Source organism: Salipiger sp. PrR003 (genome assembly GCF_010500785.1).
Lineage (GTDB): Bacteria > Pseudomonadota > Alphaproteobacteria > Rhodobacterales > Rhodobacteraceae > Salipiger > Salipiger pacificus_A.
In genome coordinates this window covers 51,294-72,401 of sequence record NZ_JAAGOV010000010.1, presented here as the reverse complement: position 1 = coordinate 72,401, position 21,108 = coordinate 51,294, and the positions used below count along the sequence as shown (strand labels likewise).

General features: G+C 66.6%; 19 protein-coding genes and 1 tRNA gene. 13 read left to right on the top strand and 7 right to left on the bottom strand.

From position 1 onward, the window contains the following. Positions 1-173: 173 nt before the first annotated feature. Positions 174-249, bottom strand: a tRNA-Trp gene (locus tag G0D83_RS00425). 112 nt (positions 250-361) lie between these two features. Then, positions 362-553, bottom strand: coding sequence for a DUF3329 domain-containing protein (locus tag G0D83_RS00420; RefSeq protein ID WP_164188617.1), 192 nt, complete (start codon positions 551-553; stop codon positions 362-364). A 137-nt stretch (positions 554-690) separates the two neighbouring features. Here G0D83_RS00420 and G0D83_RS00415 point away from each other — a divergent pair, with 137 nt between their 5' ends. Beyond that, complete coding sequence (locus G0D83_RS00415) at positions 691-1,128, top strand: PPC domain-containing DNA-binding protein (RefSeq protein ID WP_108964633.1); 438 nt, start codon at positions 691-693, stop codon at positions 1,126-1,128. Between the two features lie 84 nt (positions 1,129-1,212). On the opposite strand, the gene G0D83_RS00410 is transcribed toward G0D83_RS00415, so the two are convergent. Continuing rightward, a complete protein-coding gene (locus G0D83_RS00410; RefSeq protein WP_108964632.1) occupies positions 1,213-1,983 on the bottom strand; it encodes a sulfite exporter TauE/SafE family protein in 771 nt (256 codons plus the stop codon). A 146-nt stretch (positions 1,984-2,129) separates the two neighbouring features. Between G0D83_RS00410 and G0D83_RS00405 the strand changes: the two genes are divergently transcribed. Further along, a complete protein-coding gene (locus tag G0D83_RS00405) occupies positions 2,130-3,818 on the top strand; it encodes an acyl-CoA dehydrogenase family protein (RefSeq protein WP_164188615.1) in 1,689 nt (562 codons plus the stop codon). A gap of 96 nt (positions 3,819-3,914) precedes the next feature. On the opposite strand, the gene pheT is transcribed toward G0D83_RS00405, so the two are convergent. Both pheT and G0D83_RS00395 read right to left on the bottom strand, forming a co-directional pair. Next, positions 3,915-6,311: a phenylalanine--tRNA ligase subunit beta gene (gene pheT, locus G0D83_RS00400; protein WP_164188613.1), complete on the bottom strand. Its 2,397-nt coding sequence runs from the start codon at positions 6,309-6,311 to the stop codon at positions 3,915-3,917. Positions 6,312-6,513: 202 nt separating this feature from the next. Further along, the gene (locus G0D83_RS00395; protein ID WP_164188611.1) at positions 6,514-7,119 is read right to left on the bottom strand and encodes a malonic semialdehyde reductase; all 606 of its coding nucleotides are present in this window, start codon (positions 7,117-7,119) and stop codon (positions 6,514-6,516) included. Positions 7,120-7,506: 387 nt separating this feature from the next. Here G0D83_RS00395 and G0D83_RS00390 point away from each other — a divergent pair, with 387 nt between their 5' ends. After that, positions 7,507-7,998 carry a flavin reductase family protein gene (locus G0D83_RS00390; RefSeq protein ID WP_164188609.1) on the top strand — a complete coding sequence of 164 codons (492 nt, stop codon included), beginning with the start codon at positions 7,507-7,509 and terminating at the stop codon, positions 7,996-7,998. A 31-nt stretch (positions 7,999-8,029) separates the two neighbouring features. On the opposite strand, the gene G0D83_RS00385 is transcribed toward G0D83_RS00390, so the two are convergent. Together G0D83_RS00385 and G0D83_RS00380 are read right to left on the bottom strand one after the other, a co-directional pair. Further along, complete coding sequence (locus G0D83_RS00385) at positions 8,030-8,902, bottom strand: MBL fold metallo-hydrolase (RefSeq protein WP_164188607.1); 873 nt, start codon at positions 8,900-8,902, stop codon at positions 8,030-8,032. Positions 8,903-9,007: 105 nt separating this feature from the next. Continuing rightward, positions 9,008-9,439, bottom strand: coding sequence for a MarR family winged helix-turn-helix transcriptional regulator (locus tag G0D83_RS00380; RefSeq protein WP_235940126.1), 432 nt, complete (start codon positions 9,437-9,439; stop codon positions 9,008-9,010). Positions 9,440-9,540: 101 nt separating this feature from the next. Here G0D83_RS00380 and G0D83_RS00375 point away from each other — a divergent pair, with 101 nt between their 5' ends. The 10 genes from G0D83_RS00375 to G0D83_RS00330 all read left to right on the top strand — a co-directional run bounded on the left by G0D83_RS00375 (position 9,541) and on the right by G0D83_RS00330 (position 21,013). After that, positions 9,541-11,400 carry an FAD-dependent monooxygenase gene (locus G0D83_RS00375; protein WP_164188605.1) on the top strand — a complete coding sequence of 620 codons (1,860 nt, stop codon included), beginning with the start codon at positions 9,541-9,543 and terminating at the stop codon, positions 11,398-11,400. Between the two features lie 110 nt (positions 11,401-11,510). After that, positions 11,511-11,984, top strand: a complete 474-nt coding sequence (locus G0D83_RS00370) for a MarR family winged helix-turn-helix transcriptional regulator (RefSeq protein ID WP_164188603.1) — start codon at positions 11,511-11,513, stop codon at positions 11,982-11,984. Between the two features lie 57 nt (positions 11,985-12,041). Beyond that, entirely contained in the window at positions 12,042-13,145 is a 1,104-nt protein-coding gene (locus G0D83_RS00365) for a C4-dicarboxylate TRAP transporter substrate-binding protein (RefSeq protein WP_108964622.1), read from the top strand. A gap of 75 nt (positions 13,146-13,220) precedes the next feature. Beyond that, positions 13,221-13,769 carry a TRAP transporter small permease gene (locus G0D83_RS00360; RefSeq protein ID WP_164188601.1) on the top strand — a complete coding sequence of 183 codons (549 nt, stop codon included), beginning with the start codon at positions 13,221-13,223 and terminating at the stop codon, positions 13,767-13,769. Then, entirely contained in the window at positions 13,769-15,049 is a 1,281-nt protein-coding gene (locus tag G0D83_RS00355) for a TRAP transporter large permease (protein WP_164188599.1), read from the top strand. Before G0D83_RS00360 ends, G0D83_RS00355 begins: the two co-directional genes overlap by 1 nt. Before the next feature lie 11 nt (positions 15,050-15,060). Continuing rightward, on the top strand, positions 15,061-15,825 hold the full coding sequence (locus G0D83_RS00350; RefSeq protein ID WP_164188597.1) for an SDR family NAD(P)-dependent oxidoreductase: 765 nt from the start codon (positions 15,061-15,063) through the stop codon (positions 15,823-15,825). 32 nt (positions 15,826-15,857) lie between these two features. Then, complete coding sequence (locus G0D83_RS00345) at positions 15,858-16,631, top strand: crotonase/enoyl-CoA hydratase family protein (protein WP_108964618.1); 774 nt, start codon at positions 15,858-15,860, stop codon at positions 16,629-16,631. A 26-nt stretch (positions 16,632-16,657) separates the two neighbouring features. Continuing rightward, on the top strand, positions 16,658-18,526 hold the full coding sequence (locus G0D83_RS00340; protein WP_235940123.1) for a feruloyl-CoA synthase: 1,869 nt from the start codon (positions 16,658-16,660) through the stop codon (positions 18,524-18,526). Between the two features lie 10 nt (positions 18,527-18,536). Then, positions 18,537-19,412, top strand: coding sequence for an amidohydrolase family protein (locus G0D83_RS00335; protein WP_164188593.1), 876 nt, complete (start codon positions 18,537-18,539; stop codon positions 19,410-19,412). A gap of 113 nt (positions 19,413-19,525) precedes the next feature. Further along, positions 19,526-21,013 carry an acyl-CoA dehydrogenase family protein gene (locus G0D83_RS00330; RefSeq protein WP_164188591.1) on the top strand — a complete coding sequence of 496 codons (1,488 nt, stop codon included), beginning with the start codon at positions 19,526-19,528 and terminating at the stop codon, positions 21,011-21,013. Positions 21,014-21,108 lie beyond the last annotated feature (95 nt).

The following is a 21,108-nucleotide window of genomic DNA, read 5'->3' as shown; positions in this document are numbered from 1 at the left end:
ACTGCGAAGCCTAGGCGCATTCGCCCGTTCCACGAAACAACTTTTCCGCGCATGAGGTTGACCCAGCGGAAACTGGACAATTTCGCCACGGAAGAATGCAGCCGCAACAGGGCCAAGGGCCAAGGCGGCATCGAATTATAATGTCGGGAAAGGCGCATCCGTCGAAAGATGCTTGGCAGGGGCAGCAGGGTTCGAACCCGCGACCTACGGTTTTGGAGACCGTCGCTCTACCAGCTGAGCTATACCCCTGTGGTGCTGCGCTAATTAGAAGGTTCTGTTGGCAGGGTCAACAGGGGAACAGCGGGAAAATCCGCTTCCCTCGCGACGCCCGCTGCCGCCGGCGGAGGGTGGCCTGCTATTGTCATTCCCCGCCGCTCGGTGGCTGGTAGGTCAGCAGCAGCTTGTAGCCACAGATCGCCCCCAGCCCAAGAAAGACCACCGCCCAGCCGGGCGATCCGATCTGCGTCTCCAACAGCCCCCAGCCGAGGCAGACGAGGGTGATCGCCACGCGCAGCCAGAGCGGCCGGAAGAAAGGATGCGAGAAATCGAACACGGCAGGCTCCTGGCGCTGAAGGTGCCGTTTCCTAGCAGCCGGCGCGCCGCCGCGTCACCCCTGAAACGCCGCCCCTTGCCGCAAAGGGGACGCAAAGCGCTTGGGGGAGTGGCCCGCGCTGTGGCATCCTGAACGTCATGGACCCCAAGCTGGACGCCGCACTGAAATCCACCTGGCCCGGCGCTGCCACGCGCTTTCTCGCCCTGCGCCTTTTGCCGGGCGCTGATCTGCGGCAAGCTCTGGAGCAGGCCTTTGCCGCCGAGCGCGAGCATGCGGGATTCATCGTCGCCTGCGTCGGCAGCCTGTCGAAGGTCAGCCTGCGCCCGGCCGGCCTCGACTCGCCGCTGGCGCTGGAGGTCACGCTGGAAATCGTCTCGCTCTCTGGCACCTTCTCGGAGCATGGCCCGCACCTGCACATCGCCGTGTCGGATTCCAGCGGCGCGATGCTTGGCGGTCACCTGCTCGAGGGCTCTCTGGTGCGCACCACCGTCGAGGTGGTGATCGGCCTCGCCCCGGTGCACTTCCGGCGCATGATCGATCCACGCACCGGCTACCCCGAGCTGCAGTTCGATTGACCCGCGCGCTTTGCTTTAGACAGCAACATACCGTGTCGAGCCCGCCAGAGGCGGACGGGGGCAGGAGCCCCTCCAGCAAGGATCTCAGCCGAAGAACGCCCGCCGCAGCAGGTTCAGCGCCGCCACCAGCAGAACGATCAACGTCAGCTTGCGGAACATCGCCTGGTCGATGCGGTCGTGGATGCGCCGACCCAGCCACATGCCGCCCATGGCCGGGACCAGCATCGCCGCCGAGAAGGGCGCCGTCTGGGCGTTGAACACGCCCGACACCCAATGCGCGGCGGTGAGCGAGATCGCCCCCAGCCCGTAGGCGACGCCCTGCACCCGGATCTGATCGCGCTTTTCCGTGCCGATCGCCGTGAGGTACGCCACGAAAGGCGGCCCCCAGACGCCGGACATGCCGCCGATGAACCCGGCCACGCCGCCCACCGCCGCCTCGATCCTCGGGGTCGGCCCGTTCGGCAGGTTCGGCCGCCAGCCCGCCAGCTGCATCAGGCAAAAGACAAAGACCGGCCCGCCGATCATCGCCAGCAGCACCTGCACCGGCAGCACCCGCACCAGCTGCGCCGAGAGCGCCAGCATGACGAAGGCGACGATGAGGAAGACCTTGAAGCGCTTGACCGTCTCCCAGGCGGCGCCCGGTCCCTCGCCGAAGGCCTGAAAGGCGTTGGTGGCCAGTGTCGGCAAGATCAGCCCGGCGAGCGCAAGCTCGGGTGAGACCACCGAGCCCAGGCCCGAGATCATGATCATCGGCATGGCGAAACCGACCATGCCCTTGACCATCCCCGCCAGTGCTGCAACGGCGAAAGCGAGCGCCAGCATCGGCGGCGATACAAGGGTCAAGAGCGCGTCCATAAGTCGCTCATATCATGCGCGGAACGCCCAGACAGCCACAATCAACAAGGTAATATTAGAACCATATAATCGTTCCATTGGTATTTTTGTTGCGCTGCGGTTGCAAAATCGTTATCTCGATCTTCGGCAGCAGGAGGAGATGATTCATGGCTCATGACGGACAGGGTGGCGCGGCGGAACAGGGCGTCGTGCTTGCAAACCTCCTGGAACTGACCGGCGCGGCAATTACCCCGGTCGAGCAGATCTTCGACGCGGCCCGCGCTGCCGTCCGCGCGCGCGTCGAGGAGCATGGCCGCGTCTCGGGCACACTGATCGAGGCCCACCAGTTCGCCGCCCACGGCCTTGCATGGCTCGCCACCTACGCCGAGTCGCTGCGCCAGATGCATGGCTGGGCCGAGCGGTTGGAGGCCGAAGGCACCTTCGGCGAAGTCGAGCAACTCCTCTTGCAGATCGCCTTTGGCGAATACCTGAGCCAGATCGCTGGCGGCATCCAGATGAACCAGGGCGAAATGGTGCGCCTCACCGACCTCGGCCTGCCCGCCTCTGCCGCCGCGCCACTTCACGAGGGCGCCGCAGGGACGCTTGCCGCCAGCGGCAACTCTCAGTCCGCCCGCAGCCGTCTAGTCGCGCTCATGGAGGAGCGCAGCGCCGAGATCACCGTCGGCCGCACCGGCCTCGACGACGAGCTTGAGATGATCCGCGAGCAGTTCCGCCGCTACGCCGTCGAGAAGGTCGAGCCCGTTGCCCATGAGTGGCACCTCAAGGACGACTACATCCCGATGGAGGTGATCGAGGAACTGGCCGAGATGGGCGTCTTCGGCTTGACTATCCCCGAGGAATTCGGCGGTTTCGGCCTGTCGAAGGCCTCGATGTGCGTCGTCTCCGAGGAGCTTTCGCGCGGCTATATCGGCGTCGGCTCCCTCGGCACCCGCTCGGAGATTGCGGCAGAGCTGATCCTCGCCGGCGGCACCGAAGAGCAGAAAGCCAAATGGCTGCCGCAGATCGCGAGCGGCGAAAAGCTCCCGACGGCGGTTTTCACCGAGCCCAACACCGGCTCCGACCTCGGCTCTCTGCGCACTCGGGCGGTGAAGGATGAACAGGGCGACTACATGGTCACCGGCAACAAGACCTGGATCACCCATGCCGCCCGCGCCCATGTGATGACCCTGCTCGCGCGCACCGATCCCGGCAGCTCCGACTACAAGGGCCTGTCGATGTTCCTCGCCGAGAAGACCCCCGGCGACGACGAGACCCCCTTCCCCACCACCGGCATGACGGGCGGCGAGATCGAGGTGCTCGGCTATCGCGGCATGAAGGAGTTCGAGCTTGGCTTCGACGGCTTCAAGGTGAAGGGCGAGAACCTGCTCGGCGGGGAGGAGGGCAAGGGCTTCAAGCAGCTCATGGAGACCTTCGAGAGCGCCCGCATCCAGACCGCCGCCCGCGCCATCGGCGTCGCGCAATCGGCGCTCGACGTCGGGATGCGCTACGCGCAGGAGCGCAAGCAGTTCGGCAAATCGCTGATCGCCTTCCCGCGCGTATCGGGCAAGCTGGCGATGATGGCCGTCGAGATCATGATCGCCCGCCAGCTCACCTATTTCTCGGCCCGCGAAAAGGACGAGGGCATCCGCTGCGACCTCGAAGCCGGGATGGCCAAGCTGCTCGGCGCGCGCGTGGCATGGGCCAATGCCGACAATGCGCTGCAGATCCACGGCGGCAACGGGTTCGCGCTGGAATATTCGATCAGCCGCATCCTGTGCGACGCGCGCATCCTCAACATCTTCGAGGGGGCGGCGGAGATCCAGGCCCAGGTGATCGCGCGACGTCTGCTCGGCTGAGCAGCCTTCCTCCGATGCACAAAAAGGCCCCCTGATTAAGAAAAAAGGCCCCGGCGGAACGCTCCGCCGGGGCCTTTGTCATCATACGAACCGGGCTCAGCCGCGCAGCGTGCCGCCGGTAGCCTTCTCGACCTTGGCGACGATCTTGGCCGCAACCGCCTCGATGTCCTTTTCCTTCAGCGTCGCGTCGCTCGGCTGCAGGCGCACGGTGATGGCGAGCGACTTCTTGCCCTCCCCGAGGCTGCCGCCGATGAACTCGTCGAACACGCGCACATCCTCGATCAGCGCCTTGTCGGCACCGGCAGCGGCGTTCACCAGGTCGAGAGCCGCCACATCCGCATCCACCACGAAGGCGAAGTCGCGCTCGACAGCCTGCAGGTCGTTCAGCTTCAGCGCCGGACGCGCACCGCCTGCGTTGCGCGGCAGCGGGATCTCCTGCGGGTAGAGGGTGAAGGCCACGACCGGCCCCTTCACGTCCATCGCCTGCAGCACCTTGGGGTGCAGCTCTCCGAAGACGCCCAGCACCTTCTTCGGGCCAAGGCAGAGCTTGCCATGACGGCCCGGGTGCCACCACTCTTCGGCGCCGCGCAGGATCTGCATCTTGGCGGGCGCGCCCAGGGCGGCAAGGATCGCCTCGGCGTCGGCCTTGGCATCGAACACATCCACCGGGCGCGAGGCACCGTGCACGTCCTTGGGACCAGTGCGGCCGACGAGAATGCCGGAGACCTGCGTGGCCTGCTCGCCCGGCTCACCGCCTGCGAAGGCGGGCCCGCACTCGAAGAGCGCCATGTCGGCAAATCCGCGCGCCTGGTTGCGCGCCGCAGCCTGCAGCAGCCCCGGCAGCAGCGAGGGGCGCATGTGGCTCATCTCAGAGCTGATCGGGTTGGCCAGCATGGTCGCATCGGTGCCGCCGCCGAAAATCTCGGCCGAGGCCTGATCGACGAAGCTATAGGTGACGCACTCGTTGTAGCCGAGCTCCGCCGTGGTGCGGCGCGCGACCTGCTCGCGCTTCTGAAGCGGCGAAAGGATCGGCTTCGGCACGCCCGGCTGGGCACGGCGCATCGGCTGGCCCTGCAGCTTGGTGAGCGAGGCGACGCGGGCCACCTCTTCCACCAGATCGGCCTCGCCCATCACGTCGGGACGCCAGCTCGGGACATTTGCCATGTCACCGTCGAAGGTGAAGCCGAGCGCGGTCAGCGTGGCGCGCTGTTCGTCCGCCGGGATCTCCATGCCCACGAGGCTGATCACCCGATCGGTGTCGAGCTTGTACGCGCGGCTGACGTCCGGCGTGGCGCCCGCGACGACAACGTCCGAAGCCTCGCCACCGGCGATCTCGAGGATCATCTGGGTGGCCGCCTCGATGCCCGGAGCGGCAGAGGCCGGGTCGATGCCGCGCTCGAAGCGGTAGCGGGCGTCGGAGTTGATCTTCAGCGCGCGGCCCGTGTAGGCGGTGCGGACGGTCTGGAAATACGCGGCCTCGAGGAAGACGTCGACGGTCTCGTCCGACACGCCCGTGGGCTCGCCGCCCATCACGCCGCCAAGGCTTTCCACGGTGTCACCCGCCGAGATCACCACCATGCCGGGCTCGAGCGTGTAGGTGCGCTCGTCCAGCGCCTCCAGCGTCTCGCCGCCCTTGGCGCGGTGCACGCGCAGATCGCCTGTTACCTTGCCGGCGTCGAAGACGTGGAGCGGGCGGTTGCGGTCGAAGGTGAAATAGTTGGTCACATCGACGAGGAAGCTGATCGGGCGCAGGCCGATGGCCTTCAGCCGGTCCTGCAGCCACTCAGGCGAGGGGCCGTTCTTCACGCCGCGGATGACACGGCCGTAGAACACCGGGCAGTCGTCCAGCGTGTCTTCGTCGATGGTCACGCTGATCGGCGAGGCGAAGCTGCCGGGCACGGTGACCTCGGGCAGCGGCTTCAGCGTGCCGAGGCCGCGCGCCGCAAGGTCGCGGGCGATGCCATGCACGCCGAGCGCGTCGGGGCGGTTCGGGGTGATGGCGATCTCGATCACCGGGTCGACCTTGGCCGGATCGTTGGACGCCAGCCAGTCGATGAAGCGCTCGCCGACCTCGCCCGAGGGCAGCTCGATGATGCCGTCATGCTCTTCCGAGAGCTCCATCTCGCGCTCGGAGCACATCATGCCGAAGCTCTCGATGCCGCGGATCTTGCCGACCTGAATGGTGGTGTCGATGCCGGGCACATAGGTGCCGGGCTTGGCGACGACGACGGTGATCCCCTCGCGCGCGTTGGGGGCGCCGCAGATGATCTGGCTCTCACCCTCGTCCGTCATGACCGTGCAGACGCGCAGCTTGTCGGCGTCGGGGTGTTTCTCGGCCTTGAGCACCTTGCCGATGGTAAAGGCCGACAGGCGGTCGGCGGGGTTCTCGACCCCTTCGACTTCCAGCCCCAGATCGGTCAGTGCCTCGGTGATTTCCTCCACCGTGGCGGAGGTGTCGAGGTGGTCTTTCAACCAGGAAAGCGTGAATTTCATCTCTCGGCCCGGCTTGGTTTCGCTTGGCTCCGGTCCTTAGCGGAATGAGGCGGGAGGGGAAAGGGGGTTGGCCCGGAGAGGTCCCCGGGCCCGGACGGAGAGAGCAAGCGATGCCTCTCTTGGCCTGCGACCAAGTCACCCGCGGGATATTGGGAAAGAGACGGAGAAAGGCTCCGGTGGCGCGCGCCGGAGCAGGCACGCGTCAGAGCAGCTTGCAGGCGTCTTCCATCTTCAGGCGCGGCAGGCGTCCGAAGACCTGCGAGGGATCACCGTAGCCGAGGTTCACCATGAAGTTCACTTTCCAACTGGTGCCGGCGAGGAACGTCTGCTCGACCAGATTGGCATCGAAGCCCGACATCGGACCACAGTCGAGACCAAGCGCACGGGCCGCCATGATCAGGTAGCCGCCCTGAAGCGAGGAATTGCGGAAGGCAGTCTCGGAGATCATCGCCTCGGAGCCGGTGAACCAGGGCTTCGCATCGACATGCGGGAAGAGTTCTCCGAGCTTGTCGTAGAACGCCATGTCCTGACAGACGATGACGGTGACCGGGGCCGACATGGTCTTGTCGCGGTTGCCGCTCGACAGGGCGGGGGCGAGCAGTTCCTTGGCCTCCCGGCTGCGGATGAAGACGAAGCGCGCGGGGGAACAGTTGGCCGAGGTCGGGCCCATCTTTACCAGATCATAGAGCTGTTCGAGGGTCTCCTCGGGGATGTCCTTGTCCTGCCAGGCGTTCTGGCTGCGGGCCTCGAGGAAAAGCGTGTCGAGCGCCTCGGCGTCGAGCGCGCCGGTGGGGAGGAGGTCTTTCATCTATCTTGCCTTTCAGTCGTCATTCGGGCGTCGGGGGCGGGGCGCCGCTCGATGACTTCCCCCGCCCGGAGAGCGGGTGCAAGAGCGACGGGCCTTCGCCCCGGAGCGGAGGCTCCCCGGGGCGCCATGTCACGCACCGGGTGCCCAAGATCCGGGCACCCGGCGGCACCCGCGGCCTCTCGCAAATGACAGGGCGCTTTCGTGACGCCGGGGCCGGCCCAGCCTTTCGAAGGTCGATGTGCTCTGGACGGCGGCGCCGGTGCCCTGCATTCATGGACCAGCAGTCCCGGACCCGCCGCCGCTCGGCCCGCAGCGCGGCGTGCCCCCCGGATTGCCCCGGCGCTGGCTTCCTCCCGGCCCGCCGTGACCGAAGGAAAGGATGACTGAATGGATCCCAACGATTTCAAATCCGGCATGCGCCGCCTTGCCGCCGGCGTTTCGCTGGTCACCTGCGAGGCAGGCAATGCGCGGCACGGGCTGATCGCCACCGCCGTCACCTCGCTCAGCGCCGAGCCGCCGAGCCTGCTGATCTGCGTCAACGCCTCGGCCTCGATCCACGAGCACCTGAGCGAGGCCCGGTCATTCTGCGTCAACGTGCTGTCGCGCGACCAGAAAGACGTGGCCATGCGCTTCGCCACCCCCAGGGACCGCGAGACCCGCTTCGAAATGGGCGAGTGGTCGGCGCTGGAAACCGGCGCCCCTGCCCTGCGTGGCGCACAGGTGAGCTTCGACTGCCGCCCGGCGCAGAAGAGCAGCTTCGGCACCCACACGATCTTCATCGGCGAGGTGGTCGCGGTCACCGATTGGGGCAGCCCCTCGGATCCGCTGCTCTACCACGACGGGAAGTTCGCGGGCCTTACCGGGGCCGAGCACGCCTGAGACGGTCAGCGCGGCGGGCGGCACGGCGTCCTTACCGCGGCTCGAAGTGGTTCAGCGGGATCTTGAGGTAGCTGCGGCCGTTCTCCTCGGCCTCGGGCAGGCGCCCGCCGCGGATGTTCACCTGCAGCGCCGCAAGCATCAGCTTGGGAAGCGGCAATGTCGCGTCGCGCTCGTCGCGCACCGCGCGGTACTCGGCCTCTGTCGGGGCGCCTTTGAGATGGATGTTGCGCGCCTTGTGCTCGGCCACCGTGGCGCAGCATTGCGCCTCGCGGCCGTCGGGGGCGTAGTCGTGGCCGACGTAGAGCCGCGTCTCGTCCGGCAGGGAGAGGATCCTCATCAGGCTCTCGTAGAGGTCCGCCGAGCTGCCTCCCGGGAAGTCCGCCCGCGAGGTGCCGCTGTCGGGCATCATGAAGGTGTCATGCACGAAGGCCGCGTCGCCCGCCACATAGGTGATCGAGGCCAGCGTGTGGCCAGGGCTGAAGATCACCTGCACCGGGATGTCGCCGACCAAGAACGCGTCGCCGTCGGCATAGAGCACGTCCCATTGCGCACAGTCGGTCGGCAGGTCGGGCAGGTTGTAGATGTCCTGCCAGAGCTTCTGCACCTTGGTCACGTGTTCGCCAATGGCGGTGGTGCCACCGATCTTTGACTTAATGTAGGGCGCGGCCGAGAAATGGTCGGCGTGGGGGTGCGTGTCGAGGATGTGGGTGATCTCGATCCCGGCCTCGCGCACGTAGGCAATGATCGCATCGGCGTTATGGGTCCGCGTCGCAGCGGCCAGCGGGTCAAAGTCCAGCACCGGGTCGACGATGGCGCCCTTCAGGGTCCGCGGGTCATGGAAAACGTATTGCCAGCTGCCGGTGGGCTCGTCCCAGAACGACTTAACGACGGGGCTTGGGGTCATCTTTGTCTCCTTGCGGTCAAGCAGGTCGGACCGTCCGATCACATTCTACACAGTGAATGTATTTAGCCCGCTCACGAAGTCACCCCCCGGGGCGGAAAAAACCCTTCAGGCTTCCACCGCCTTGCGCAGGAGCTCCATGAACTGCGTTCTTTCGTCCTCATCGAGATTGCCAAGTATCTCTGCCTGCAGCGCCGCGACCATCGGGGCGACCTGCGCGAGGGCGATCTCGCCCGCTGCGGTCAGGCGCAGGCTGCGGGCGCGCCGATCCTCCTCGTTCACCTGCCGCGCCACCAGCTCCTTTCTCTCGAGCCGCTTCACCACCTCGCCGATCGTCGCCCGGTCATAGGCGATGAGCGCTGCAAGCCGGGCCTGGTCGATCCCCGGCTCGCGCGCCAGCACGTCGAGCGCGGCATATTGCACCGAGGTCAGCTCCACAGGTGCCGATTTCAACCGCTCCGAGAAAACCGCGGTCGAGCGCTGGTTCAGCCTGCGGATCAGGTGGCCGGGCATCCTGTTAAGATCGTCCCGTGACGTCATGGGGTAGGCTCCGATAGATGATACGTGAACTTACCATATTGACTCGACGCCCGACCACAGGATTATAATATGTACACTTACTAAATGGGGAGGATTGGACCATGCAGTTTCACCTGAACGGATTTCGCAGCGGGGATCCCGCCGTCGCCCCTGCCCTGCCCGGCGCAGATCACAAGGCGCAGGACGTCGATGTGCTGATTGTCGGCTGCGGCCCGGCCGGGCTCACGCTGGCCGCCCAGCTCTCGGCCTTCCCGGAAATCACGGTGCGCATCGCCGAGCGCAAGCCCGGCCCGCTCGAGGTTGGACAGGCCGATGGCATCGCCTGCCGTTCGGTGGAGATGTTCGAGGCCTTTGGCTTTGCCGAAAAGGTCATGAAAGAGGGCTACTGGGTCAACGAGGTCGCCTTCTGGCGCCCGGACACGGACGGCACCCTGCACCGCGCCGACCGCATCCAGGATGTCGCGGATGATCTGTCCGAGATGCCGCATGTGATCCTCAATCAGGCCCGCGTGCATGATTTCTATCTGGAGATCATGCGCAATTCTCCACGCCGCCTGACACCGGACTACAACCGCGAGTTGGTGGCGCTGTCCAAGAGCGACGATGCCGACCACCCGATGCAGGCCACGTTCAACCGGCGCGACGGCAAGGGCACCGAGACCATCCGCGCCCGTTACGTCGTCGGCTGTGACGGCGCGCGCAGCACCGTGCGCGGCGCGATGGGCCATGCGCTCAAGGGCGAGTCGGCGCGCCAGCTCTGGGGCGTGATGGATGTACTGCCGGTGACGGATTTCCCTGACATCCGGCTCAAGGCGGCGATCCAGTCCGAGGGTCAGGGCAGCGTGCTGATCATCCCGCGCGAAGGCGGCTACATGGTGCGCCTCTACATCGAATTGGGCGACCTGCGCGGCGACGAACGCGCCGCCGACCGCGATGTGAGCGCCGCGCTGCTGATCGCCAAGGCGCAGGCGATTCTGTCTCCTTACACGCTCGAGGTAAAGGAAGTCGCCTGGTGGTCCGCCTACGAGATCGGCCAGCGCGTCTGCGATGCCTTCGACGACGTACCCGAGGACGCGCGCGGCACCCGCAGCCCGCGCGTCTTCATCGCCGGGGACGCCTGCCACACCCACAGCCCCAAGGCCGGGCAAGGCATGAACGTCAGCATGGCCGATACGTTCAACCTCGGCTGGAAGCTCGCTGCCGTGCTGCGCGGACGCGCCGCCCCTGCCCTGCTCGACACCTACTCCGAAGAGCGCCGCGCCAAGGCCAAGGAGCTGATCGACTTCGACCGCGACATGGCGCGGCTGTTCAGCGCCAAGCCGAAGGACGATGCCGAGGCCGCTCAGTTCCAACGCTATTTCAAGCAGCACGGGCGCTACACCGCCGGGGTCGAAACGCGCTACGATGCCTCGCTGATCACCGGCGGCACCGAGCACCAGGCACTGGCGGCAGGGCAAGTGGTCGGCGAGCGCTTCCATTCAGCGCCGGTGGTACGGCTGGCGGATGCGAAGCCGATGCAGCTCGGCCATGCGTTCAAGGCCGACGGACGCTGGCGGGTGCTGGCCTTCGCGCCCCAAGGCGACAGCGGCCAGCCGGGCGGCGCCATCGCTCGGCTCTGCGACGCGTTGGTGCCGGTGATCGCGCGGTTCACGCCGAAGGGCGCGGATCCAGACAGCGTCATCGACCTGCGTGCGGTCTTCCAGACCCCGCACCGCGCGATGCGACTCGAGGCACTGCCCCCCGCGCTGCTGCCGAAGAAGGGCAGACATGGGCTGACCGACTTTGAAAAAGCCTTCTGCCCGGCGCCCAACGGCCCCGATATCTTCGACCTTCGCGGCATCGACAGGTCGCGCGGGGCGCTGATTGTCCTGCGTCCGGACCAGTATGTCGCGCAGGTTCTCCCACTCGACGCAGAGGATGAAATTTCTATTTACTTCAATGGCTTTCTGCTCCCAGCTTAGCTCGGTGGACGCCTTCGGCCCGCCGCCCCGCCATGGGCGGCAAAGCGCCTGCGGAAATAGTTATTGACTATAACTATTATCCTACATACCGTTTTGCGAAGGAGGAGCCCATGCCGCAGACTGACGACCTTTCCGAAGACCGTGGCGGGCCGACTGTGGAGGATACGGTGCTTGGCGAGCTGATCGGATACCGGCTGAAACGCGCCTACATGCAGATTCAGCCCGAGGCGCAGCGTGCGCTGGCCGAGGACGACCTGCGCGTGGTCAGCTTTTCGTGCCTGTCGATCATCGCCGACAACGCCGGGATCGTGCAGTCGGAGCTTGCGGACGCCTTGCAGATGGAGCGCTCGAACCTTGTCGTGATCATCGACGAGCTGGAACAGCGCGGCCTCATCACCCGCAAGAAGGTTCCCACCGACCGTCGGCGCTACGCGCTGGCGGCAACGCTGCGTGGACGCCGCCTGCGCGACCGTGCCGCTCAGAAGGTGAGAACGGCCGAGGACCAGATCATCGGCCGGCTCGACGAAAAGGACCGCGCGCACCTGATGGCCGTCTTGCAGCGGCTCGAGGACAATACGCGCTGAACGAAGGGCGCGGGCGGCAGAGGAGTCCGGCCGCGAACTGTCACAGGGAGGATAACCATGAAGATGCATTTTGCAGCGAGCCTGCTCGCCTGCTCGATTTCCGCGCTTGCCGTCAGCGCTTCGGCGGACACCATCCGCGCCACCAGTGGCTTCGGCCCCAACCACGCCGTCGCCAAGGACGTCTATCCGACGATGTTCAAAAAGCTCGAAGAGCTGACGGACGGGCGCTGGACAGGTCAGGACACGCCCTCGGGGCTGGTCGCCCCGAACGAGATGTCCACCGGCCTGCGCGACGGCGTGACCGAGTTCGGCGCGCTGCTCATGCCCTATTTCGTCGCCGAGTACCCCGAGAGCGTGCTCGTGTCGGAACTTTCGATGCTGGGCTCCAGCGCCGCGGTCGTCAGCTCTGCGGTGACCGAGTACATCGCCACCTGCGAGCCCTGCCAGGCCGAGTTCACCCGTAACGGGCAGATCTACCTCGGCTCGGACACCACGCCGCTCTATGACCTGCTGTCGACAAAGCCGGTGAAGACCTTGGACGACATGAAGGGCCTCAAGGTCCGTTCGGGGTCGCCCTTCTACGCGGCCTTCATCGAAAGTGTCGGCGGTGCACCGGTGCAGATGCCCTCGTCCGAGCTCTTCGAGAGCCTCAGCCAGGGCGTGATCGACGCGACCTTCTCTTCGCCGCACGAGATCATCGCCAACCGCCTCGGCGACGTGGTCGACTACGTGACCGAGATCGAGCAGGGCGTGTTCAACGGCGCCGCGATCACCACCGCGAGCACGATGCTCTGGGACCGCATGGATGCCGACGACCGCATGGCGCTGGCCACCGCAGCGCAATACGGCATCGCGACCGGCATGGCCGCCTTTGATCGGCAGATCGAGGAGGTCCGCGCCGGCGACATGGTCGAGTTCATCGAGCCCGACCAGAGCCTGATCGACGCCCGCGACAGCTTCAACGAGGAGCGCCTCGCGAATGCGGCCTCGATCCTCGAGGAGCGTGGCGTGAGCGACGCCCAGACGAAGATCGACCGCTACATGGCGCTTATCGAAAAGTGGGAAGGACTGGTCACCCCCGGCATGTCCCCCGAAGATCTGGGCGCGCTGCGCACCGAGGAAATCTGGTCGAAGATCGACCTGACCTCCTACGGCAGCTAAGCCTGCCAAGCGTGCGCCGGCGCTCTCCCGGCGCGCGCCTTCCAGAGTTTTCCCTCTCACCCCCCGGAGGATCGGATGCTTGCTCCGATTGAGACCGCCGTGGCGCGGATCAGTATGATATTGGGCGGCCTCGTGCTGCTGGCGATGATGCTGCAGGTCGTGGTGGACGTCTTCATGCGCGCCTTTCTCGGCGCCGGTTTCCCCGCCACCGCTGATCTTGTCGGCAAGTATTACATGGTCGCCGTCAGCGTTCTGCCGCTCGCGCTGACCGAGCTGAAGCGCCGCCACATCGAGGCGACGGTGTTCACCCAGACGCTCACCGGCACGCCGTTGAAACTGGTGCAGCTGCTCGGGTTCGGCATCTTCGCGGCGGTGCTGGCGGTGCTGACCTATGGCTCCTGCCTCGAGGCGATGCGCCAGATGTCGCGCGGCGCCTATATCGAGGCCGGCACGCTGCGCTTCGTCACCTGGCCGAGCTACTGGATCCTGCCCATTTCCTTCGGCCTCGCCCTGCTGATCATGTCGATCCGCATCTACGAGGTGCTGACCGGACGCTTCGGCGCGCATGACCACGATCCCGTCGGCGCCCTCGAAGACACGTCCAATTCCGGAGAGGACATCTGATGGATCCCGTCACCATCGGCATTCTGGCGCTCGTCGCCCTGCTCATCCTGATCGGCCTGCGCGTGCCCATCGCCGCCAGCCTGATCCTCGTTTCCTTCCTCGGCATCTGGGCCGTCGCGGGCCTCCGCCCGGCGCTGTCGATGCTCTCGACCATCCCCTACACGACCTCGGCCAGCTGGACGCTCAGCTCGATCCCGATGTTCCTGCTGATGGGATACATCGCCTATCACTCGGGCCTGACACGCGGCCTGTTCGAGGCGGCGCGGGTCTGGTGGGGCTGGCTGCCCGGCGGGCTGGCCATCGCCTCTCTCGCGGGCGCCTCGGGCTTTGCTGCGGTCTCGGGCTCGTCGGTTGCCTGTTCCGCCGCCATCGGCCGCATCGCGGTGCCCGAGATGGCGCGGCAGAAGTACGACCTGCGCATCGCCACCGGCGCGGTCGCGGCGGGCGGCACCATCGGCGCGCTGATCCCGCCCTCGATCATCCTGATCCTCTTCGGCATCCAGGCCGAGATCTCGATCAACGACCTCTTCCTCGGCGGGCTCTTCGTCGGCCTTGCCTCGCTGGCCTTCTACATCTGCGCCGTGCTGATCGTCTGGTGGCGCAATCCCGAAAGCCTGCCCCGCGCCGAGCCCTACACCATGGGCGACCGCTGGCAGAAGACCGCCGAGATCTGGCCCGTGCTGCTGCTCATCGGCGCGGTGTTCGGCGGGCTCTTCACCGGCTTCTTCACCGCCACCGAGGCGGGCGCCTTCGGCAGCTTCGTCGCGCTGCTGCTCGGTATCGCCCGCCGCTCGCTGAGCTGGGCCGACTTCAAGGAAAGCCTGATCGACACGCTGCTTTCGTCGGGGGCGCTCTTCATCATCACCATCGGCGCCAACCTCTTCACCCGGCTCGTGGCCATGTCCGGCCTGTCGATGCAGATGGGCATGTTCGTCGAGGGGCTCGGCCTTGGCACCTTTGCGCTGTTGCTGGTGATCGTGGTGATCTACCTGATCCTCGGCATGTTCCTCGAGCCGATCGGGGCGCTGCTGCTGACCCTGCCGCTGTTCCTGCCGATCCTTGCACAGCACGGCGTCGACAAGCTGTGGTTCGGCCTGCTTGTCGCCAAGCTGCTGGAGATCGGGATGATCACGCCGCCGGTGGGGCTCAACGTCTTCGTCATCCATTCCGTCGCCCGCGACTACGTGCGGCTGGAGCAGGTCTTCGCGGGGATCGTGCCCTTCATCCTCGCCGACCTCGTGTTGGTCGGCGGCATGCTCGCCCTGCGCGGCTTCTTCTGAGGAGGTCTTTCATGGACATAAAAGGAACCATCGCCCTCGTCACCGGCGCCGGAAGCGGCCTTGGAGAGGCCACCGCGCGGCGGCTGGCGGCGGCAGGTGCGACGGTGGCCGTGCTGGACCTTTCACCCGAGGCCGGTCAACGCGTCGCTGGCGACATCGGCGGCATGGCCCTGGCGGTCGACGTCTCGGACGCAGCGGCGGTGGAAGCCGCCTTTGCCGAGGTCATCGGAAAGATCGGCACGCCCCGCATCACGGTCAATTGCGCCGGTATCGGCACCGCCACCCGCATCCTGCCCCGCGACGGTTCACTGCCCATCGAGGCCTTCGAGCGCACGCTGAAGATCAACACGCTCGGCAGCTACATCGTGCTCAGCCACGCCGCCCGCGCCATGTCGGGACTTGATCCGGTCGATGCGGATGGTGCGCGGGGGATCATCCTCAACACCGCCTCGGTCGCCTACCAGGACGGGCAGATCGGACAGGCCGCCTATGCCGCCTCTAAGGGCGGAATCGCCTCGCTCACCCTGCCCGCCGCACGCGAGCTTGCCCGTTTCGGCATCCGCGTGATGACCATCGCCCCGGGCCTCTTCGAGACCGCGATGAGCGCCGGGCTCCCGCCGGACGCCCGCGCCGCGCTCGAGGCCGGACTGCCCTTCCCCTCGCGCATGGGAAAGCCCGACGAGTTTGCCCTGCTGGTGCAGCAGATCATCGAGAACCCGCTGCTGAACGGCGAGGTCATCCGCCTCGACAGTGCCGCCCGGCTCGCCCCCAAATGACCCTACTCCAAGACGTCCCCAAGGAGACCGCCATGTCCGACCACGCCAAGTACCTGACCACCGAGGTGGACGGCCAGATCGCCACCCTCACCATGATCCGCACCGACAAGCGCAATGCCATGAGCGACGGGCTGATCGCGGCGCTGGAGAATGCCTACGCGACGCTCCCGAAAGAGGTGCGCGTGGTGATCCTGACCGGCGCGGGCGGGCATTTCTGCTCGGGGCTTGATCTGTCGGAGCACGTCTCGCGCAGCGCCGAGGACGGCGTCTACCACTCGCGCAACTGGCACCGGGTGATGGAGATGATCCAGTTCGGCGGCAAGGTCACGGTCTCCGCCATGCAAGGCGCGGTGATCGGCGGCGGGCTGGAGCTGGCGGCCTCGACCCATGTGCGCATCGCCGAGCCCTCGGTGATCTTCCAGCTGCCCGAGGGGCGGCGCGGCATCTTCGTCGGCGGTGGGGCCTCGGTGCGCGTCGGGCGCATCCTCGGAGCGGACCGGATGGTCGAGATGATGCTCACCGGGCGCAAATACAATGCCGAGGAAGGGTTGCGGCTAGGACTGACCCACTACAGCGTCGGAGAGGGCGAGGCGCTGCCGCTGGCGCGCAAGCTGGCGGAGCAGATCGCCGGGAACGCGCCGATGTCGAATTACTTCATGGTGCAGGCGCTGAGCCGGATCAACGACATGTCGCGCAACGACGGGCTCTTCACCGAGAGCCTCTGCGCCGCGCTGGTGCAGACAACGCCGGATGCCGAAGAGGGGCTGAACGCCTTCCTCGAGAAGCGCGCGCCCGTGTTCCGCTGAGCCGGACGGAGGGAGGAGGAATGGACATGACCATCGTAGAAAGCGCCCCGACCGGACACGAGGCCCGCGCCGACTGGGCCAGACGACACACGCTGACCCGCTACGTGCCGCACAAGGTGATCCGCGAGGACCGCGAGGACGGCACGATCCTGCTGCGCTCGGGCTACGAGCTGCCCGAGGCTGTGGAGAATACCGGCGCCTGGCTGCACGAATGGGCCGTCAAGGCACCCTACCGCGTCGCCGTCTCGGAGCGCCCCACCGAAGGCCCCGGCTGGCGCAACGTGACTTATCTCGAGCTCTTGCAGCAGGTGCGCGCCATCGCCTCGGCGCTGATGGCGCGCGGGCTGGGACAGGGCGACACCATCGCCATGCTGTCCGGCAACGGGCTCGACCACTTGCTGGTCTCGCTGGCGGCGCAATACATCGGCGTGCCGGTGGTGCCGCTGGCTGAGCAGTATTCGCTGATCCCCGAGGCGCATGGCCGCCTCACCTACGTGCTCGACAAGGTGACCCCGAAGCTCGCCTTCGTCGATGACGCGACGCGCTACGCCTCTGCGCTCGCCCTGCCGCATCTCGCCGAGGTCGAGATCGTGGCCGCGCGCGGCGAGGCCGGGCGCCCGGTGACCCCGATGGCCGAGCTTCTCGCCACCGAGGAAAGCCCCGAGCTTGACGCGGTGCACGCCACTGTCGGGCCGGAGACTCTGGCGAAGATCCTTTTCACCTCGGGTTCAAGCTCCGATCCCAAAGGGGTGCTGACCACGCACCGCATGATGTGCGTCAACCAGGTGCAGATGCAGGTCGCCCTGCCCTTCCTGATGGACCACGCGCCGCGCATCACCGACTGGCTGCCGTGGAACCACGTCTTTGGCGGCTCGCACAACGTGAACATGATGCTCGCCCATGGCGGCACGCTGACCATCGACAGCGGCAAGCCCACCGGCAAGGGCTTCGCCACGACGCTCAAGAACCGCACCGACCGCCCCGGTACGCTGGCCTTCAACGTCCCGGTTGGCTGGAACATGCTCGTGGAGGCGATCAAGGATGATCCGGCGCTGCAGGAGCATCTCTTCAAGGACCAGCAGCTGCTGTTCTATGCCGGCGCCTCGCTGCCGCAGGACGTGTGGGAGGCGCTCGAGCAGTTCTGCATCCACGCCCGCGGCGGGCTGCCGATGATGATCTCGAGCTGGGGCCTGACCGAGACCGCCCCCGCCTGCCTCATGGTGCATGAGCCCATCGGCCGCTCGGGGGTGATCGGCGTGCCGCTGCCCGGCGTCGAGGTCAAGCTGATCCCCGACGAGGACATGCGCTGCGAGATCCGGGTGAAGGGCCCCAACGTGATGCAGGGCTACTTCAATGACCCCGAGAAGACCGCCGCGGCCTTCGACGAGGAAGGCTATTTCATCACCGGCGACGCGGTGCGTTTCGTCGATCCCGAGGACGCCAACCGCGGCCTCGTCTTCGACGGACGCGTGTCCGAGGACTTCAAGCTCGACACCGGCACTTGGGTGCAGGCGGGCAACCTGCGCATGAGCGCGCTGAAGGAACTGGCCGGCCTGGCGCAGGACGTGGTGATCTGCGGCCATGACCGGGGCGAGGTGGGGCTCTTCGTCTTCCCCGCCGCCGGTGCGGCCAAGCCGGGCGAGATCACCCAGGGCGCCGTCACGGACGCGGAGCTGATGACCAAGATCGAGCTGCGGCTGCGCGAGATGAACGCGCATGTGACGGGCTCGGCCAAGCGCGTCACCCGCGCGCTGGTGCTTGCCGAGCCGCCCTCGCTGGAGCATCACGAGATCACCGACAAGGGCTCGCTCAACATCAAGAAGATCCTGACCCGCCGCGCCGACCTGCTGGAGCGGCTCTACGACAACGAAGACCCGGCACTTATCCGCGTCTGAGGAGGCAACCATGATCGACTTCGCCAAGATCCGCGCGATCGATTTCCATACCCACGCCGAGGAAGCCTGCGGCTGTCATACCGACGACGGCTACGACGAGCTGCAATCGACGATGGCCAAGTATTTCGGCGCGCCCTGGGCGCATCCCCCGACCATCGACGAGACCGCCGCGCATTACCGCGAAATGAACATCGCGGCTGTGATCTTCCCCGTCGATAGCGAGCGCGAGACCGGCTACCGGCGCTACGACAACTACGAGGTCGCCGACGCCTGCGCCAAGAACGACGACATCCTCATCCCCTTCGCCTCGATCGACCCGGCGAAGGGCAAGCTCGGAGCGCGCGAGGCCCGCGATCTGGTGGAGAACCACGGCATCAAGGGTTTCAAGTTCCACCCCACGATGCAGGGCTTCTACCCCAACGACCGCATGGCCTACCCGCTTTACGAGGCGATCGCGGAGGCCGGGGTGCCCGCGCTCTTCCACACCGGCCAGACCGGCGTCGGCTCGGGCATGCGCGGTGGCAATGGCATGCGGTTGAAGTATTCGAACCCGATGTACATGGATGACCTGGCGGTGGATTTCCCCGATATGCCGATCATCCTCGCGCATCCCTCTTTCCCCTGGCAGGAAGAGGCGCTTTCCGTCGCCCAGCACAAGCCCAACGTCTACATCGACCTCTCGGGCTGGTCGCCGAAGTACTTCCCGAAGATCCTCGTGCAGTACGCCAACTCGATCCTGAAGAAGAAGATGCTCTTCGGCTCGGATTGGCCGATGATCGCGCCCGAGAAGTGGCTCAACGCCTTCGATCAGGTCGAGTTCAAGGAGGAGGTGCGCCCGTTGATCCTCAAACAGAACGCGATGCGCCTGCTGGGCATCGAGGCCTGACCTTCTTCCGCGCGTTCCGGCGCGCGGACCTTCCTCCTTTATGCGCGGAGCCGGTCCCGGCTCTACGGCGGTGCTCCTGCGCCGCCCTGTTTCCCCTTGCGAGCGAGGCACAGATGATCCCCTTCCAGGCCCCCACCGACGAGATCTTCCACAGCCTACATATCTTTGCCGGCAATGCCCCCGGCTGGGATGCCGAGCTCTCGCAGGAGATCACCCAGCATTTCGCCGCCTTCGCCGAGGGCGTGCTCGCCCCGCTCAACGAACCCGGAGACCGGCAAGGGTGCCGGCTGGAGAATGGCCGTGTGCGGATGCCCGAAGGCTTCGCCGCGGCCTATTCCGAACTGGCCGAGAGTGGCTGGCAGGGGCTCACCGCCCCCGAGGCGTTCGGCGGTCAGGCGCTCGATCATCTGACGGCGGCGGCGGTTTCCGAGATCTTCTCGGGCGCCAATCACGCGCTGCAGATGGTGACGGGGCTGGTACCTGGCGCGATCTCGACCCTGCTCGCCCATGGCACGGCCGAGCAACAGGCAGCCTATATCCCGCGCCTCACCTCCGGTGCGTGGCTCTCGACCATGTGCCTGACCGAGGCCGGGGCGGGATCGGATCTGTCGCGCATCCGCTGCAAGGCGACACGGGATGCGGATGGGTGGACGATCGAGGGGCAGAAGATCTTCATCTCGGGCGGCGATCAGGACATGTCGCAGGGCATCTTGCATCTCGTCCTCGCCCGCACCGGAACGGCAGAGGACGGGGTGAAGGGCCTGTCGCTGTTCCTTTGCGCCTCGGAAATCGATGGCCTGCGCAACGCCATCACCGTCACCCGCATCGAGGAAAAGCTCGGCCTGCACGCCTCGCCGACCTGCCAGATGGAATTCGACGGTGCCAAGGCCGAGCTCGTCGGCGGCGAGGGGCGCGGCCTGGTGGCGATGTTCACCATGATGAACCACGCGCGGCTCGACGTCGCTCTGCAGGGTGTTGCGCATGCAACCCGCGCCTGCGCAATCGCCAGCGCCTATGCCGCGGAGCGCACGCAAGGCCGCACCATCGAGGGCGCTCCGGCGCTGCTCACCGACCACCCCGACGTGCGACGCATGCTTGACGAACAGCAGGATCTCGCCCGCACCGCCCGCGGCATGTGCCATCTCGCGCTGGCCGAGCTTGAAACGGGCGAGACACCTGCCTTGATCGAGTTCCTGACGCCGCTGTGCAAGATCTACGCCACCGAGGCGGGCATCCGCGCGGCGGATCTCGGCATCCAGATTCTCGGCGGCTACGGTTATCTGGAAGAATACGGCATGGCGCAGGTCTGGCGCGATGCGCGGATCACCTCGATCTACGAGGGGGCGAATGGCATCCACGCGCTGACGCTGGCGACACGCGGGCTGAAGCTGGAGGGCGGCGCGGCCATCGGTCAGTTCGCGGCACTGGTGACGCGGCTCGGCGGCGCAGAGCCCAGTCTGGTTGTGGCCTGCGAGGCTTGGCAGGCTCGCGCATCAGGCCTTGCCGAAAGCCCGGACGTCCGCGCCGAGGCGCACGGCTTTGCGCAGGAAACTGCGGCTCTGCTGGCCCGGGCAGTGCGGCTGAGGCTAGCGGCGGGCTGACCCGCACCCGGACCGGCGCCTGCGCCTGACCGCTCGCGCCTTGGCAGCAGGGCGCTCCCGCGATATGGGGGCGCCGAGCAATCCAGAGGCCGACG

What these genes read in the sequence shown, in the direction of transcription:
- G0D83_RS00415 (WP_108964633.1), top strand. Translation starts at nt 691, where the DNA reads ATGGACCCCAAGCTGGACGCCGCACTGAAATCCACCTGGCCCGGCGCT.
- G0D83_RS00410 (WP_108964632.1), bottom strand. Translation starts at nt 1,983, where the DNA reads ATGGACGCGCTCTTGACCCTTGTATCGCCGCCGATGCTGGCGCTCGCT.
- G0D83_RS00405 (WP_164188615.1), top strand. Translation starts at nt 2,130, where the DNA reads ATGGCTCATGACGGACAGGGTGGCGCGGCGGAACAGGGCGTCGTGCTT.
- pheT (WP_164188613.1), bottom strand. Translation starts at nt 6,311, where the DNA reads ATGAAATTCACGCTTTCCTGGTTGAAAGACCACCTCGACACCTCCGCC.
- G0D83_RS00395 (WP_164188611.1), bottom strand. Translation starts at nt 7,119, where the DNA reads ATGAAAGACCTCCTCCCCACCGGCGCGCTCGACGCCGAGGCGCTCGAC.
- G0D83_RS00390 (WP_164188609.1), top strand. Translation starts at nt 7,507, where the DNA reads ATGGATCCCAACGATTTCAAATCCGGCATGCGCCGCCTTGCCGCCGGC.
- G0D83_RS00385 (WP_164188607.1), bottom strand. Translation starts at nt 8,902, where the DNA reads ATGACCCCAAGCCCCGTCGTTAAGTCGTTCTGGGACGAGCCCACCGGC.
- G0D83_RS00380 (WP_235940126.1), bottom strand. Translation starts at nt 9,439, where the DNA reads ATGACGTCACGGGACGATCTTAACAGGATGCCCGGCCACCTGATCCGC.
- G0D83_RS00375 (WP_164188605.1), top strand. Translation starts at nt 9,541, where the DNA reads ATGCAGTTTCACCTGAACGGATTTCGCAGCGGGGATCCCGCCGTCGCC.
- G0D83_RS00370 (WP_164188603.1), top strand. Translation starts at nt 11,511, where the DNA reads ATGCCGCAGACTGACGACCTTTCCGAAGACCGTGGCGGGCCGACTGTG.
- G0D83_RS00365 (WP_108964622.1), top strand. Translation starts at nt 12,042, where the DNA reads ATGAAGATGCATTTTGCAGCGAGCCTGCTCGCCTGCTCGATTTCCGCG.
- G0D83_RS00360 (WP_164188601.1), top strand. Translation starts at nt 13,221, where the DNA reads ATGCTTGCTCCGATTGAGACCGCCGTGGCGCGGATCAGTATGATATTG.
- G0D83_RS00355 (WP_164188599.1), top strand. Translation starts at nt 13,769, where the DNA reads ATGGATCCCGTCACCATCGGCATTCTGGCGCTCGTCGCCCTGCTCATC.
- G0D83_RS00350 (WP_164188597.1), top strand. Translation starts at nt 15,061, where the DNA reads ATGGACATAAAAGGAACCATCGCCCTCGTCACCGGCGCCGGAAGCGGC.
- G0D83_RS00345 (WP_108964618.1), top strand. Translation starts at nt 15,858, where the DNA reads ATGTCCGACCACGCCAAGTACCTGACCACCGAGGTGGACGGCCAGATC.
- G0D83_RS00340 (WP_235940123.1), top strand. Translation starts at nt 16,658, where the DNA reads ATGACCATCGTAGAAAGCGCCCCGACCGGACACGAGGCCCGCGCCGAC.
- G0D83_RS00335 (WP_164188593.1), top strand. Translation starts at nt 18,537, where the DNA reads ATGATCGACTTCGCCAAGATCCGCGCGATCGATTTCCATACCCACGCC.
- G0D83_RS00330 (WP_164188591.1), top strand. Translation starts at nt 19,526, where the DNA reads ATGATCCCCTTCCAGGCCCCCACCGACGAGATCTTCCACAGCCTACAT.